Source organism: Pseudomonas sp. 21LCFQ02 (genome assembly GCF_024129895.2).
Classification (GTDB): domain Bacteria; phylum Pseudomonadota; class Gammaproteobacteria; order Pseudomonadales; family Pseudomonadaceae; genus Aquipseudomonas.
This window is the reverse complement of the sequence record NZ_CM178749.1, coordinates 886,017-899,846: the sequence shown is the minus strand read 5'-3', so window position 1 is coordinate 899,846 and position 13,830 is coordinate 886,017. Positions and strand designations below refer to the sequence as shown.

General features: G+C 61.8%; 13 protein-coding genes. 6 read left to right on the top strand and 7 right to left on the bottom strand.

Annotated features, from left to right (window positions below):
• Positions 1–118: 118 nt before the first annotated feature.
• The 4 genes from NJC40_RS04220 to gpmI all read right to left on the bottom strand — a co-directional run bounded on the left by NJC40_RS04220 (position 119) and on the right by gpmI (position 5,240).
• Positions 119–892 carry a divergent polysaccharide deacetylase family protein gene (locus NJC40_RS04220; RefSeq protein ID WP_492180502.1) on the bottom strand — a complete coding sequence of 258 codons (774 nt, stop codon included), beginning with the start codon at positions 890–892 and terminating at the stop codon, positions 119–121.
• The gene (locus NJC40_RS04215) at positions 892–2,220 is read right to left on the bottom strand and encodes a S41 family peptidase (protein ID WP_253117857.1); all 1,329 of its coding nucleotides are present in this window, start codon (positions 2,218–2,220) and stop codon (positions 892–894) included. Before NJC40_RS04215 ends, NJC40_RS04220 begins: the two co-directional genes overlap by 1 nt.
• 32 nt (positions 2,221–2,252) lie before the next feature.
• Complete coding sequence (locus NJC40_RS04210; protein ID WP_045484502.1) at positions 2,253–3,566, bottom strand: murein hydrolase activator EnvC family protein; 1,314 nt, start codon at positions 3,564–3,566, stop codon at positions 2,253–2,255.
• A 141-nt stretch (positions 3,567–3,707) separates the two neighbouring features.
• Positions 3,708–5,240 carry a 2,3-bisphosphoglycerate-independent phosphoglycerate mutase gene (gpmI, locus tag NJC40_RS04205; RefSeq protein ID WP_045484499.1) on the bottom strand — a complete coding sequence of 511 codons (1,533 nt, stop codon included), beginning with the start codon at positions 5,238–5,240 and terminating at the stop codon, positions 3,708–3,710.
• A gap of 194 nt (positions 5,241–5,434) precedes the next feature.
• On the opposite strand from gpmI, the gene NJC40_RS04200 reads away from it, so the two are divergent.
• From NJC40_RS04200 to secB, 3 genes are read left to right on the top strand one after another with little or no spacing between them, the layout of a single operon-like run.
• Positions 5,435–5,848: a rhodanese-like domain-containing protein gene (locus NJC40_RS04200; RefSeq protein WP_045484496.1), complete on the top strand. Its 414-nt coding sequence runs from the start codon at positions 5,435–5,437 to the stop codon at positions 5,846–5,848.
• Positions 5,849–6,103: a glutaredoxin 3 gene (gene grxC / locus NJC40_RS04195; RefSeq protein WP_045484493.1), complete on the top strand. Its 255-nt coding sequence runs from the start codon at positions 5,849–5,851 to the stop codon at positions 6,101–6,103.
• 41 nt (positions 6,104–6,144) lie between these two features.
• The gene (secB, locus tag NJC40_RS04190) at positions 6,145–6,630 is read left to right on the top strand and encodes a protein-export chaperone SecB (RefSeq protein WP_045484490.1); all 486 of its coding nucleotides are present in this window, start codon (positions 6,145–6,147) and stop codon (positions 6,628–6,630) included.
• A gap of 210 nt (positions 6,631–6,840) precedes the next feature.
• Here secB and trmL read toward each other — a convergent pair whose 3' ends face one another.
• Positions 6,841–7,296 carry a tRNA (uridine(34)/cytosine(34)/5-carboxymethylaminomethyluridine(34)-2'-O)-methyltransferase TrmL gene (gene trmL / locus NJC40_RS04185; protein WP_253117855.1) on the bottom strand — a complete coding sequence of 152 codons (456 nt, stop codon included), beginning with the start codon at positions 7,294–7,296 and terminating at the stop codon, positions 6,841–6,843.
• Here trmL and NJC40_RS04180 point away from each other — a divergent pair.
• Positions 7,295–7,735 carry a hypothetical protein gene (locus NJC40_RS04180; protein WP_045484485.1) on the top strand — a complete coding sequence of 147 codons (441 nt, stop codon included), beginning with the start codon at positions 7,295–7,297 and terminating at the stop codon, positions 7,733–7,735. The two genes, trmL and NJC40_RS04180, sit on opposite strands and share 2 nt — an antisense overlap.
• Before the next feature lie 327 nt (positions 7,736–8,062).
• Here NJC40_RS04180 and NJC40_RS04175 read toward each other — a convergent pair whose 3' ends face one another.
• Together NJC40_RS04175 and NJC40_RS04170 are read right to left on the bottom strand one after the other, a co-directional pair.
• Positions 8,063–8,794, bottom strand: coding sequence for a 16S rRNA (uracil(1498)-N(3))-methyltransferase (locus NJC40_RS04175; protein ID WP_045484483.1), 732 nt, complete (start codon positions 8,792–8,794; stop codon positions 8,063–8,065).
• A gap of 122 nt (positions 8,795–8,916) precedes the next feature.
• Positions 8,917–10,323, bottom strand: a complete 1,407-nt coding sequence (locus tag NJC40_RS04170) for an adenosylmethionine--8-amino-7-oxononanoate transaminase (protein WP_253140034.1) — start codon at positions 10,321–10,323, stop codon at positions 8,917–8,919.
• Between the two features lie 154 nt (positions 10,324–10,477).
• On the opposite strand from NJC40_RS04170, the gene NJC40_RS04165 reads away from it, so the two are divergent.
• Both NJC40_RS04165 and alaC read left to right on the top strand, forming a co-directional pair.
• Positions 10,478–12,280: a flavin monoamine oxidase family protein gene (locus tag NJC40_RS04165; RefSeq protein ID WP_253140035.1), complete on the top strand. Its 1,803-nt coding sequence runs from the start codon at positions 10,478–10,480 to the stop codon at positions 12,278–12,280.
• A gap of 181 nt (positions 12,281–12,461) precedes the next feature.
• On the top strand, positions 12,462–13,682 hold the full coding sequence (gene alaC, locus NJC40_RS04160; protein ID WP_045484480.1) for an alanine transaminase: 1,221 nt from the start codon (positions 12,462–12,464) through the stop codon (positions 13,680–13,682).
• Positions 13,683–13,830 lie beyond the last annotated feature (148 nt).

Sequence of the window (13,830 nt, the reverse complement as noted above, 5' to 3'; positions counted from 1 at the left end):
AACGAAGGCAAGACAAGGCGAAATCGGGCGAAAAAGCGCAGTGTACATAAGTACATGAGCATTTTGAGGTCGATTTCAACGCAGTATTGCCGAGTGCAGCCATTTTGTAGGCACCCTCTTAGCGATACACACCATTTTTGCCATGAGCCGGCATGGCCTTGTTGCCGCGCAGGCTGATCATGTGGCGCAACTCGATCCATTCCACGCCCTGGGCCTTGAGCCTGGGCATTTCGCGTTCCAGGACGTCGAGGGTCACCGGGTAAGGATGGCCGATCACCACGGCAGTGCCTTTCTCGCGGGCCAGGCGCACGGCGCTGTGCAGTTGCCGGGTGATGGCCTCGGCAGTGCGCTCGTCGTCGAGAAACACATCCCGCGAGACACTCGCCAGGCCCAGTTCCTGAGCCTTGGCGGCGGCCACGGTGCGGGCGCTGGTGCGGCTGTCGACAAAGAACAGGTGGCGCCGTTGCAGTTCGGCCATCAGCCAGCTCATGGCCTCAGGCTCGGCGGTCATGCGGCTGCCCATGTGGTTGTTGATGCCGGCGGCGTAGGGCACCTTGAGCAATGCCGCGTTGAGGCGGCTTTCCAGCTCGCTGGTGGGCAGGCCCGGATGCCAGGCGTAGGGGCCGGTGGCCGGGTCCATGGGCATATGCAGGATCACCGTCTTGCCGGCCTTGTGGCCCTGCCGGGCGAAGTCGGTGGCATGCGGTGTGTCAGGCATGATCGCCAGGGTCACCGGCCCCGGCAGGGCCAGGGTCCGGCTATCGCGGCTGGGGTTTTGGCCCAGATCGTCGATGATCAGGCTCAGGTAAGCTTTCGGCGCCTCAGTGGCAGCGGCTGCGCAAGACATAGCCGCCAGCACCAGAGCGAGCCCAAGGTGAAGGAACCCGCGCATCAGTTGCCGCGGGTGACGCTCAGGCCCTTGAGCAGGCTGAGCGCCTGATTGAGCTGATAGTCTTCATCCTGCGGACGGCTCTTGGCTGCGCTGCCCTTGACGGTCGGCCTGTCGGCCCCGCCGTTGCCATTGCCCAGGTGGCCGTACAGGTCGGCTTCCTTGTAGTTCTCGCCATCGGCTTCGCTGGTGACCTTGCCACGGCGCACCACGATGTCCGGGTTGATGCCCTGCGCCTGGATCGAGCGACCGTTAGGGGTGTAGTACAGCGCGGTGGTGAGCTTCAGGGCGCGGTCGTTGTTCAGCGGCAGCACGGTCTGGACCGAGCCTTTGCCGAAGGTATCGGTGCCCATCAGAATGCCGCGCTTCTGGTCTTGCAAGGCACCGGCGACGATTTCCGAGGCCGACGCGCTACCGCCATTGATCAGCACCACCAGTGGCACGCCTTCGCTGGCATCGGCCGGGTCGGCAGAGAAGCGCAGTTCGGAGTTGGCGATCCGGCCTTTGGTGTAAACGATCAGGCCTTTGGTCAGGAAGTGGTCGGCCACGGCGACCGCCGATTGCAGCACGCCGCCTGGGTTGTTGCGCAGGTCCAGGACGATGCCGCTGAGTTTCTTGTTGCCGTTGTCCTTGCGCAGCTTGGCCAGCGCCTTGCCCACTTCGTCACCGGTCTTGACCTGGAACTGGGTGATGCGCACATAGCCATAGCCGCTTTCAAGCAGCTGCGCCTTGACGCTCTTGACCTGAATGATGGCCCGCGACAGGGTCACGTCAAACGGGTTGCCGCCATCGCGCACCAGGGTCAGGGTGATCTTCTCGCCGACCTTGCCGCGCATCTTGTCCACGGCCTCCTGCATGGTCTGGCCCTGGGTCGGTGCACCGTTGATCTTGACGATCAGGTCACCGGCTTCGATGCCGGCGCGCGAGGCCGGGGTGTCGTCGATGGGCGAGACCACTTTGACCATGCCGTTCTCGACACCCACTTCGATGCCCAGGCCGCCGAACTCACCGCTGGTGCTCTCTTGCAGCTCCTGGAAGTCTTCCGGGCCGAGATAGGCAGAGTGCGGGTCAAGGTTGCTGAGCATGCCCTTGATCGCATTCTCCAGCAGGGTTTTGTCGTCCACGGGCTCGACGTAGGCAGCCTTGACCCGGTCCAGTACCTCGGCAAAGGTGCGCAGCTCGTCCAGCGGCAACGGTGCCTTGGCGTTGGCCGCAGCGGCAGGCTCCGCCGCTCGGGCGGCAGGGGCTGGCTCGGCGGCCTGAGTCAGCGGTGCCCCGATCACGAGGGCAATCGCCAGGGCCAGCGAGGTAAGGCGGGGCAAATGCAGCATGTGACAAGCTCCTGATCTTGAGTGGTGCCGACTTATCCTTGAGAACGGCACCATTGGGCCGGGTCGGTCGGACGACCCTGCTGACGAATGGCAAAGTACAGCGCTGCGGTGTCCTGACCGCCACTACTACCTACTGTGGAGATCGCTTCACCGGCCTTGACGATATCACCGGCCTTCTTGAGCAGGCTCTGATTGTGGCCATACAGGCTCAGATAACCGTTGCCATGGTCGAGAATGACCAGAAGTCCGGCGCCACGCAACCAGTCAGCGAAAACCACCCGGCCACCATGGACAGCGCGGACCTGGCTGCCAGCGGCAGCGCTGATCATTACGCCATCCCAGCGTGAGCGTTCATCGTCGCCGCGGGCTTCGCCGAACCGTGCAAGTAATCGACCATTGATCGGCCATGGAAGTTTACCCCTGGCCTCAGCAAAAACGCCGCCATACACCGCGCCGTCGCTGGACACGGCAATGCCGGGGGTTCTGGCCGGGCGCCTGGGCGCAGGCTCTTCATCGTCACTGCGATTGTTGCGGGCCAGTGCCTGCTGGCGCTGACGCTCGGCGGCGGCCTCGGCCTCACGGGCGGCGGCGAGGGCTTTCTGGCGTGCTTCTTCGGCTTCACGGGCCTGACGGGCGAGGGTTTCCTCGATGGTCTTGAGCACGCTGTTCAGCTCGGCCTGGTCCTGCTGGCGGGCCGCCAGTTTCTGATCGCTGGCCCTGGTCTGCTGATTAAGGGTAGCCAGCACCTTCTGGCGTTCTTCGCGGACCTTGGCCAGTTCGTTGTTCTGACGCTCGAGGTCGCTTTTCTGGACCAGCAGTTGCGCCTGCTGGCGGTCGATGTCTTTTTCGACATTGGCCAGCTGGCGCAGGGTTTCGTTGAATTGCTCAAGCTGGGCCAGACGCGCTTTGCTGAGAAAGTCGTAATAGGTGAGGGTGCGGGCGAATTTTTCCGGGTGCTGCTGATTGAGCAGCAGCTTGAGGTATTCCTGGCGGCCGCCTTGGTAGGCAGCACGGGCCTGGATGGCGATCAGGCGTTGCTGATCGACCTTGGCGTTGTTGAGCTGTTTCTTGTCATGGTCGAGCTTGTGCAGCTCGGCTTCGGTCTTTTTTAGTTCCAGCTGCAGGACCTCGACCTGCTTTTCAAGCTTTCCCATTTCCGTTTCAGTGGCGCGCAGGTCCTTCTGGACCCCGCTCTTTTCGGCCTGCAGTTTGCTCAGGGTCTTTTGCAGCTCGGCAATGTCCTGGCGGGCAGCCTCTATCTGTTTTTGTGTCTGAGCGCGTTCATCCTCGGCGAATGCCGGGTTGAGCAGGCAGATCAGAACAAGGGCGGTCAGGGCGCGGAGCATGTGAATGGGCGATACCGGGCAATGGGTGAATGGAACGACAGGCTTAGTATGCCCGCGCTATCCGGTAAAACAAATGAAGCTGGTAGGTGGGAGCGGCCTTTCACGGCATTCGCGGCTGAAGCCGCTCCCACGATTGAGATGTTATTTGGCCACCAGAATCGAATGGCCGGTCATTTCTTCGGGCTTGTCCAGGCCCAGCAACAGCAGCAGGGTCGGGGCCACGTCGGCCAGGACACCGCCTTCACGGACCTTCAAAGGCTTGTTGCCATAATAGATGAACGGCACCGGTTCGGAGGTGTGCGCCGTGTGCGCCTGGCCGGTATGGTCGTCGGTCATTTGCTCGACGTTACCGTGGTCGGCGGTGATCAGCGCTTCGCCGCCGACCTTGTCCAGCGCGGTGGTGATGCGCCCCAGGCACTCGTCCAGGCACTCCACGGCCTTGACCGCCGCGGCCATCACACCGCTGTGGCCAACCATGTCGCCGTTGGCGTAGTTGACGATGATCACGTCATAACGCTGGTTTTCGATGGCATCGACGATGCGGTCGGTGACTTGCGGTGCGCTCATCTCTGGCTGCAGGTCGTACGTGGCGACCTTGGGCGACGGGATCAGGATGCGCTCTTCGCCAGGGAATTCCTCTTCGCGGCCGCCGGAGAAGAAGAACGTCACATGGGCGTATTTCTCGGTTTCGGCGATGCGCAGTTGGGTTTTACCGTTGTCGGCCAGGTACTGGCCCAGCACGTTTTTCAGGCTGCCCGGCGCGAAAGCGGCCGGGGCGTGGATGCTGGCCGAGTACTGGGTCAGCATCACGTAATGGGTCTTGGGCTGGCGGGCGCGGGCGAACTCTTTGAAGTCATCCTCGACGAACACCCGGCTCAGTTCGCGGGCGCGGTCGGCGCGGAAGTTCATGAATACCACGGCGTCGCCGTCTTCAACGGTGACTTTCTCGCCAATGGCCGTGGGTTTGACGAACTCGTCGCTCTCGTCACGGGCATAGGCCGCCTGCAGACCGGCTACGGCGTTGTCTGAGGTGAATTCGGCAGTGCCGTCAACAATCAGGTTATAGGCCGCCGAAACGCGATCCCAGCGATTGTCGCGGTCCATGGCGAAGAACCGGCCGATGATCGTCGCGATGCGGCCCTTGCCCAACCGGGCAAACGCGTCGTCGAGCAGTTGCAGCGAGCTTTCGGCGCTGCGCGGTGGCGTATCGCGGCCATCGAGGAACGCATGCAGGTAGATTTTCTCGGCGCCGCGCTTGGCCGCCAGTTCGGCCATGGCGACCAGATGATCCTGGTGGCTGTGCACCCCGCCGTCCGACAGCAGGCCCATGATGTGCACGGCCTTGCCGGCACCAACGGCCTTGTCGACTGCCTCGCAGATGGCCGGGTTTTCGAAGAACTCGCCGTCGCGGATGGCCTTGGTGACCCGGGTGAAGTCCTGGTACACCACCCGGCCGGCGCCGAGGTTCATGTGACCGACTTCCGAGTTGCCCATCTGCCCGTCGGGCAGGCCGACGTCCATGCCGGAGCCGGAAATCAGCCCGTGGGACTTGCTGGCGTAGAGACGTTCCATGACTGGCATCCGGGCCGCCATGATGGCGTTGCCTTCGGGGTTCTCGCTGTGGCCGAAGCCGTCGAGAATGATCAGAACCAGAGGTTTGGGCGCAGCAGTCATAGAAACCCTCGTTTGCCGGCCGCTTCAGTCGGGAACGTCGTCCCGGTTTCGAACGGCCTGCTTTGCAAAATGGGAAGTAGGGAAAAGATCGGCATTTTAGGGACAAGTTCCCCCGGCGTCACTGCCGTGCACCCTTTGGTGGTCCTTGGGGGGTGTGTATACTGGCCGGCATTTTAACGCCCTGGAACCTAAAGATGGTTGCTCAACTGCTTGAATTCATCACAAACCACTATCTGATCACCGGCGCTTTCGTGATTCTGCTGGCGTTGCTGATCGCTTATGAAGTGAGCAAAGGTGCCCGCGGTATCAGCACTGGCCAACTGACCGCGCTGGTGAACAGCGACCAGGGCGTGGTGATCGACGTTCGTTCCGCCAAGGATTACGCCGCAGGCCACATCGTTGGCGCGCTCAATTACCCGCAGGACAAAGTCCTGAGCCGTACTTCGGAGCTGAATAAATACAAGGACAAGACGTTGATTCTGGTCGACGCCATGGGGCAGCATGCAGGCAGCACCGCCGGCGAGCTGATCAAGGCTGGCTTCAAGGCGGCCAAGCTGTCGGGCGGTATTTCCACCTGGCGTGCCGACAACCTTCCATTGGTGAAGTAAATGGCCGATGTCCTCGTCTATTCCAGTGACTATTGCCCTTATTGCATCCGCGCCAAGCAGTTGCTCAAGAGCAAGAACGTAGCCTTCGAAGAAATTCGCGTCGATGGCCAACCCCAGGTGCGCGCAGCCATGGCCCAGAAGGCCGGGCGTACTTCGGTGCCACAGATCTGGATCGGCGACGCCCATGTGGGCGGCTGTGATGACCTGTTTGCTCTGGAGCGTGCCGGCGAACTCGATGAGCTGCTTCAGGCCTGACTCAACTTTATTGCAAACCCTAATTTCGAGAAGGATCCGACATGACCGAACAAACCACCAACGGCGCTGTTGCCAACGAAGACAACGCACCACAATTCTCGCTGCAGCGTCTTTACGTTCGTGACCTGTCGTTTGAAGCACCGAAAAGCCCGGCCATCTTCCGTCAGGAGTGGACCCCTTCGGTCAGCCTGGACCTCAACACCCGCCAGAAAGCGCTGGAAAACGACTTCTACGAAGTCGTCCTGACCCTGTCGGTTACCGTGAACAACGGTGACGAGACTGCTTTCATCGTTGAAGTGCAACAGGCCGGCATCTTCCTGATCAAGGGTCTGGATGCTTCGTCCATGAGCCACACCCTGGGTGCGTTCTGCCCGAACATTCTGTTCCCGTACGCGCGCGAAGCCATCGACAGCCTGGTGGTGCGTGGTTCGTTCCCGGCGCTGATGCTCTCGCCAGTGAACTTCGACGCCCTGTATGCCCAAGAGCTGCAGCGTCTGCAAGAGTCGGGCGAAGCGCCTTCGGCCTGATCGCACCGCTCATGAAAAAGCGCCTTTGCAGGCGCTTTTTTTATGCAGCGGTGTTCAAGGTGTCCTTCAGGGGGCCTCTAAAAACGTAGGCGAGGCAGCCAGCGCATGGCAAAAACAGGCGAGCAAGCGGAGTTGACCCGTTGTCAATGAGCATTGTGAGCCTGTTTTTAACGCAGTGATGGCAACGCAGGTAGTTTTTAGAGGTGCCCTTCAGGCAAAACCCTGCTGCCGCCACGCCTCATACACCGCCACGGCCACGGTATTGGACAGGTTCAGGCTGCGGCAGCCTTCACGCATGGGCAGGCGCAGGCGCCGGTCCGGGCTGAAGGTGTCGAGCACTTCGGCGGGCAGGCCACGGCTTTCCGGGCCGAAGATAAACGCATCGCCAGGCTGAAAGCTGACGTCGTGAAATGGCTGCGAGCCCTTGGTGGTGAAAGCGAACAGCCGCGGGTGGCCGAGTTTTTCCAGGCAACTGGCCAGGCTTGGGTGGGTTTGCAGCGTGGCATACTCGTGGTAGTCGAGCCCGGCGCGGCGCAGCCGTTTGTCGTCCAGCTCGAAACCCAACGGTTCGATCAAATGCAGGGTGCAGCCACTATTGGCGCAGAGCCTGATGACATTGCCGGTATTCGGCGGAATTTCTGGTTGAAAAAGGATGACGTGAAACATGCACGGCTCCGAACGAAATGACGGGATGCATTCTACTCCTGAAGAAGACCCCAGGCCGAAGTTCTGGCCGCGGGTGTTGGGCTCGATGGCGATTGTCGGGTTTTCGGTGGGCATGATGATCGGTCGTCTGACCCAGCCTGAGCCGGTTGAACTGGTGCAGATCGAAGAGCTGCCCACCGGGCTGGCCTTGTGGTTCGACGAAGAACCCACAGTAGAAGGCGATACCGTGGACGGCGCCGTGGTGTTGCATCTGCTGGCGTACGGACGGCCCTGGAACGGCCAGTTGCGCATGGACAACAAAGTGGCGCGCTGGCGCATCGAGCGGGGGGATAAAGGACTGGTGCTGACGCTGCTGGCGGCCCGTCCGTTGCAGGGTGACTGGCACACTGACGAGGTGGACGGGCGCTGGAGGCTGAAAGTCAGCCTCCGTGAGCAATAAAAAGGGGAATCCCCGGCCTGCCTGTACCAAGGCCCCCAAAACTGGTAGGTACAAGAGATATTGCAGGTCGCGTGCCAGTTTTGTGGAAACCCGCTTTCTATTTTGTGAAAGCCTCGCAGGCCCTTGTGGTGCTGGCTTTGCAGCCGTCGCATGAAGGCGTGTTGGCCTGCGCCGTTCGATACCGTCGGTTGAGGCCGTGCATTTATGCACGCTTATCGCGCACCACAGCGGCGCGGCTACCCATCGTGAAGCATCTGGCTTGTATTTATTCCGTAGGATCGGCTTTAGCAGCGAAGGCTTCCCTGCTGAAGCAGGGCCTACGGGTCTTCAATTGCCCTGCAGAAAATCGCCCCATAGCTGTTGCGCCACGCTCAAGGCCACCACCGGGGCGGTTTCGGTGCGCAAGACCCGGGGGCCGAGGCGGGCGGCGTGATAACCGCTGGCTTTGGCTTGCTCGACCTCGGCATCGCTCAGGCCGCCTTCCGGGCCGATCAGGAAGGCCAGGCTCTGCGGCGCTGGATGGCTGGTCAGCGGCGCGGCAACCGGGTGCAGTACCAGCTTGAGGTCGGCCTGAGTGGTTTTAAGCCATTCGCCCAGCGGTATAGGCGAATGAATCACCGGCACCACCGAACGGCCGCATTGCTCGCAGGCGCTGATTGCAATCTGCCGCCAGTGAGCCTGACGCTTCTCGGCACGTTCGTCCTTGAGGCGCACCTCGCAGCGCTCGCTGACAATCGGCGTGATCTCTGTGGCGCCCAGCTCAGTGGCTTTCTGGATCGCCCAGTCCATGCGCTCGCCACGCGACAGGCCCTGGCCCAGATGAATGCGCAACGGCGATTCGGGCTGCCCGGCAAATGACTCATCGAGTTGCACGCGCACCTGCTTTTTGCCGACCTCCAGCAGGGTGGCGCGATATTCGCTGCCCGAGCCGTCGAACAGTTGCAGTGCCTGACCTTCGGTCATGCGTAACACCCGGCCAATGTAATGGGCCTGGGCTTCTGGCAAGGTGTGTTCGCCCAGGCTCAGTGGGGCATCGATGAAGAAGCGGGACAGTCTCATGGGGGGATCTCTGGATATTCTGGGCAGCTATTTGCGGCTGTAGGAGCGGCTTTAGCCGCGAAGCTTTAGCCGCGATCCGTGAAGCTTCGCGGCTAAAGCCGCTCCTACGGGGATAGTCGGGTTCAGCCGGGGTCGCGAAAGTCCGGGTGGAAGCCTTCCGGTACTGCCACGCTGATGGTTTCACGCGTGGCGATGTCGATGCCTTCGCTGGCCACTTCGGCCAGAAAGTCGATCTGCTCCGGGGTGATTACATAAGGCGGCAGGAAATACACCACGTTGCCTAGCGGGCGCAGCAGCGCGCCACGCTCCAGGGCATGCTGGAACACCTTCAGGCCCCGACGCTGCTGCCACGGGTAGGCGGTCCGGGTGGCTTTGTCCTGCACCATCTCGATGGCCAGGGCCATGCCGGTCTGGCGCACTTCGGCGACATTCGGGTGGTCGGCCAGGTGCGCGGTGGCGCTGGCCATGCGCTGGGCCAGGGCCTTGTTGGCCTCGATCACATTGTCTTGTTCGAAGATATCCAGCGTTGCCAGCGCGGCGGCGCATGCCAGCGGGTTGCCGGTGTAGCTGTGCGAGTGCAGGAAGGCGCGCAGGGTCGGGTATTCGTCGTAGAACGCGCTGTACACCTCATCGGTGGTCAGGCACGCCGCCAACGGCAGGTAGCCGCCGGTCAGCGCTTTGGACAGGCAGAGAAAATCCGGCCGGATACCGGCCTGTTCGCAGGCGAACATCGTCCCGGTACGGCCAAAGCCCACGGCGATTTCGTCGTGGATCAGGTGCACGCCGTAGCGGTCGCAGGCTTCGCGCAACAGCTTGAGATAGACCGGGTGGTACATGCGCATGCCACCGGCACCCTGAATCAGCGGCTCGACGATCACTGCCGCGACGCTGGCGTGATGTTCGGCCAGGGTCTGCTCCATGGCCTGGAACATCGTGCGCGAGTGTTGCTCCCAGCTCACGCCTTCGGGGCGGTGATAGCAGTCCGGGCTGGGCACCTTGATGGTGTCGAGCAGCAGCGACTTGTAGGTCTCGGTAAACAACGCCACATCGCCCACCGACATCGCCGCCACCGTCTCGCCGTGGTAGCTGTTGGTCAGGGTCACGAAGCGTTTTTTGTCGGGCTGGCCGCGGTTGAGCCAGTAATGAAAGCTCATCTTCAAGGCCACTTCGATGCACGACGAACCGTTGTCGGCATAGAAGCAGCGGGTCAGGCCTTCCGGGGTCAGCTTGACCAGCCGCTCCGACAGTTCGATGACCGGCTGATGGCTGAAACCGGCGAGGATCACGTGTTCGAGCTGATCGACCTGGTCCTTGATGCGCTGGTTGATGCGCGGGTTGGCGTGGCCGAACACATTCACCCACCAGGAGCTGACCGCGTCCAGGTAGCGTTTGCCCTCGAAGTCTTCCAGCCACACACCCTCGCCACGGCGGATCGGAATCAGCGGCAGTTGTTCGTGATCTTTCATCTGCGTGCAGGGGTGCCACAAGACCTTGAGGTCACGTTGCATCCACTGATCATTCAGGCCCATGGGCGCTCTCCATTAAGCGAATCGCGCAAGCCTAGTGAATGCCCGGCTCAGGGACAACCTTTGATCGCTGGCAGGCCTTTCGTCAGTCACGTATGCTCGCGGCTCTTCGCGACATTTCCTGAACTTTTCCACATTTTTTATCGGAGTTTGCGCAATGCGTTTCGCTTTGCTACGCGGCTGTGCGCTGTTGGTGATAGGGCTGGTCAGCTTTAATGCACTGGCCAGCGACAAACCCCGGACCGCCATCGTGGTCGGCGGCGGACTGGCGGGGCTGACGGCCGCCTATGAACTGCAGGCCAAGGGCTGGCAGGTCACTGTGCTGGAGGCCAAAGGCAGCACCGGCGGGCGTTCGGGCCTGGCCACCAGCGAGTGGATCGGCAGCAACAAGGTTCAGCCATTGCTCAACCAGTACCTGAACACCTTCAAGCTGACCAGCGTTGCTGCGCCGGAGTTTGTCCGCACGCCCAGCTACCTGATCGACGGCGTGCACTTCAGCGCCGCAGACCTGGCCGTCAAGCAGCCTGCCACTGCCGAGGCACTCAAGCGTTACGAAGAGACGCTGGATAATCTGGCGCGCTCCATCGACGACCCGGAGAACCCGGCAGCCAACAGCACGCTGTTTGCCCTGGACCAGATCAACGTGTCCAACTGGCTGGACCGGCAGAATCTGCCAGAAACCGCCCGGCAGTTGATCAACCAGCAAATCCGTATCCGCTACGACGAGCCTTCGCGCCTGTCGCTGCTGTACTTTGCCCAGCAGACCCGGGTGTACCGTGGCGTCGATGACCGCGACCGTCGTGCGGCGCGGTTGCCCGGTGGCAGCGCGGTGCTGACCGAGGCGTTTACCAGGCAGTTGAAGTCGATCAAGACTCAGTCGCCGGTGTCGGCGATTATTCAGGACAAGGACAGCGTGACGGTCAAGGTTGGCAGCGTCGGCTACAGCGCCGATTACGTGGTGCTGGCCGTGCCGCTGCGGGCGCTGGCGAAAATCCAGATGACCCCGGCGCTGGGCGACAAATACCTGGGCGCGCTGCGCAGCACCAACTACGGTTGGCGCGACCAGATCATGCTCAAGTTCAAAACCCCGGTATGGGACAGCAAGGCGCGCCTGTCGGGCGAGATTTTCAGCAATACCGGGCTTGGCATGCTGTGGATCGAACCGGCGCTCAAGGGCGGCGCCAACGTGGTGATCAACCTGTCGGGCGACAACGCGCGGATCATGCAGGCGTTTGGTGACAAGCAACTGGTCGATCAGGTGCTGATCCGCCTGCATGCGTTCTATCCACAGGCACGCGGTGCCTATACCGGTTATGAAATCCGCCGCTACAGCGTCGATCCGGGGATGGGCGGTTCGTACCTGGCCTATGGTCCGGGGCAGATCAGCAAGTTCTGGCGGGTCTGGGAAAAACCGGTGCAGCGCGTCGCGTTTGCCGGTGAGCACACCGACACCCTGTACCCCGGCACCCTGGAAGGCGCGCTGCGCAGCGGCCAGCGCGCAGCCAGCCAGGTGCAGGATCTGGCGGCCGGCAAGTCGTTCGAGCCGAAAGTGATCCCGCCGGCACCGGCTCCGGCAGTGGCGCCGGCGAAGAAGGACGAGCAACCGGGCTTCTTCTCGCGGATGTTTGGTGGCGAAGAAAAACCTGCCGAGAAAGCGCCAGCTCCAGCCGCTCCTGCACCGGTAGCACCTGCACCTGTCGTGGCGCCGGAGCCAGCACCTGCACCGGTGGTTCCGGCCAGGGTCGAGCCAGCCAAGGACGCGGTGAAGAAAGAGCCGGTCAGTAAAGAGGCCACTCATAAGGCGCCAGCGCACAAGGAACCGGCCAAGAAAGAGCCAGCAAAGAAAGAACCGGCCAAGAAAGAACCTGCGAAAAAGGAACCGGCCAACAAGGCACCCGCCAAGACCGAACCGGCGAAAAAAGCCCCGGTCAAGGACAAGGCCGAAGCCGCCGGGGCCTGAAGCGCTGACCAGCAGTCAAAGGTTGCCACCGCTCTGGGTGGGGACTGCGCTGCTGGCAACCAGCGTTCGAAACCCAAGGGTGTAGACAAGATACTGGCACTGCGCTTATCTTGCGCGCAGGCCGCCTCATGCGGCCTGCGTCGCTCGGACGGTTCCGGGCGCTTACGTTTGCGAGATTCTCATGGCTGACCAAGGTTCGCCGCGCCGCTTTGCGCGCATCGATCGACTCCCCCCGTACGTCTTCAATATCACCGCCGAGCTGAAAATGGCTGCTCGTCGTCGCGGTGAAGACATCATCGACCTGAGCATGGGTAACCCCGACGGGGCTACGCCGCCGCACATCGTGGAAAAGCTGGTCACCGTCGCCCAGCGCGAAGACACCCACGGTTACTCCACTTCACGGGGTATTCCACGCCTGCGTCGGGCGATTTCCAACTGGTACAAAAAGCGCTACGAAGTCGATATCGACCCGGAAAGCGAAGCCATTGTCACCATCGGTTCCAAGGAAGGCCTGGCGCACCTGATGCTCGCCACCCTCGACCAGGGCGATACGGTGCTGGTGCCCAACCCCAGTTACCCGATCCACATCTACGGTGCCGTGATTGCCGGCGCCCAGGTGCGTTCGGTGCCGCTGGTGCCGGGCGTGGACTTTTTCGCCGAGCTGGAAAAGGCCATTCGTGGCTCGATTCCCAAGCCCAAGATGATGATCCTCGGCTTCCCGTCCAACCCCACCGCGCAATGCGTTGAGCTGGATTTCTTCGAGCGTGTGGTTGCGCTGGCCAAGCAGTACGACGTGCTGGTGGTTCACGACCTGGCCTATGCCGACATCGTCTACGACGGCTGGCAGGCACCCTCGATCATGCAGGTTCCGGGTGCCAAGGACATTGCGGTGGAGTTCTTCACCCTGTCCAAGAGTTACAACATGGCCGGCTGGCGGATTGGTTTTATGGTCGGTAATCCGGAACTGGTCGGCGCCCTGGCGCGAATCAAGAGCTACCACGACTACGGCACCTTCACGCCGCTGCAGGTAGCAGCCATCGCGGCACTGGAAGGCGACCAGCAGTGTGTGCTGGATATCGCCGAACAGTATCGCCAGCGCCGCAATGTGCTGGTCAAGGGCCTGCACGAGCTGGGCTGGATGGTCGAGAACCCCAAGGCCTCGATGTACGTCTGGGCGAAGATCCCCGAGGCTTATGCCCATCTGGGCTCGCTGGAATTCGCCAAGAAGCTGCTGGCCGAGGCCAAGGTGTGCGTCTCGCCGGGTATCGGTTTTGGTGAATACGGTGACGACCATGTGCGTTTTGCCCTGATCGAGAACCAGGATCGGATCCGTCAGGCGGTGCGCGGCATCCGCGCCATGTTCCGTGCTGATGCACAGGCACCGGGCAAGCCGGACGCCTGATAGCCGTTGCCTGCAGGAGCGGATTTATCCGCGAAGGCTAAAGCCAATACTGTTTGGCTAAGAAGCGCTGCATGCCTTGGTGGGAGCGACCTTGGTCGCGAAAGGGCCAGGAAAGTCACAGCAGATGCAGTGTTTTTACTGGCCTCTT

What these genes read in the sequence shown, in the direction of transcription:
- NJC40_RS04165 (WP_253140035.1), top strand. Translation starts at nt 10,478, where the DNA reads ATGCGTTTCGCTTTGCTACGCGGCTGTGCGCTGTTGGTGATAGGGCTG.
- NJC40_RS04210 (WP_045484502.1), bottom strand. Translation starts at nt 3,566, where the DNA reads ATGCTCCGCGCCCTGACCGCCCTTGTTCTGATCTGCCTGCTCAACCCG.
- trmL (WP_253117855.1), bottom strand. Translation starts at nt 7,296, where the DNA reads ATGTTTCACGTCATCCTTTTTCAACCAGAAATTCCGCCGAATACCGGC.
- grxC (WP_045484493.1), top strand. Translation starts at nt 5,849, where the DNA reads ATGGCCGATGTCCTCGTCTATTCCAGTGACTATTGCCCTTATTGCATC.
- alaC (WP_045484480.1), top strand. Translation starts at nt 12,462, where the DNA reads ATGGCTGACCAAGGTTCGCCGCGCCGCTTTGCGCGCATCGATCGACTC.
- NJC40_RS04220 (WP_492180502.1), bottom strand. Translation starts at nt 892, where the DNA reads ATGCGCGGGTTCCTTCACCTTGGGCTCGCTCTGGTGCTGGCGGCTATG.
- secB (WP_045484490.1), top strand. Translation starts at nt 6,145, where the DNA reads ATGACCGAACAAACCACCAACGGCGCTGTTGCCAACGAAGACAACGCA.
- NJC40_RS04215 (WP_253117857.1), bottom strand. Translation starts at nt 2,220, where the DNA reads ATGCTGCATTTGCCCCGCCTTACCTCGCTGGCCCTGGCGATTGCCCTC.
- gpmI (WP_045484499.1), bottom strand. Translation starts at nt 5,240, where the DNA reads ATGACTGCTGCGCCCAAACCTCTGGTTCTGATCATTCTCGACGGCTTC.
- NJC40_RS04175 (WP_045484483.1), bottom strand. Translation starts at nt 8,794, where the DNA reads ATGAGACTGTCCCGCTTCTTCATCGATGCCCCACTGAGCCTGGGCGAA.
- NJC40_RS04200 (WP_045484496.1), top strand. Translation starts at nt 5,435, where the DNA reads ATGGTTGCTCAACTGCTTGAATTCATCACAAACCACTATCTGATCACC.
- NJC40_RS04180 (WP_045484485.1), top strand. Translation starts at nt 7,295, where the DNA reads ATGCACGGCTCCGAACGAAATGACGGGATGCATTCTACTCCTGAAGAA.
- NJC40_RS04170 (WP_253140034.1), bottom strand. Translation starts at nt 10,323, where the DNA reads ATGGGCCTGAATGATCAGTGGATGCAACGTGACCTCAAGGTCTTGTGG.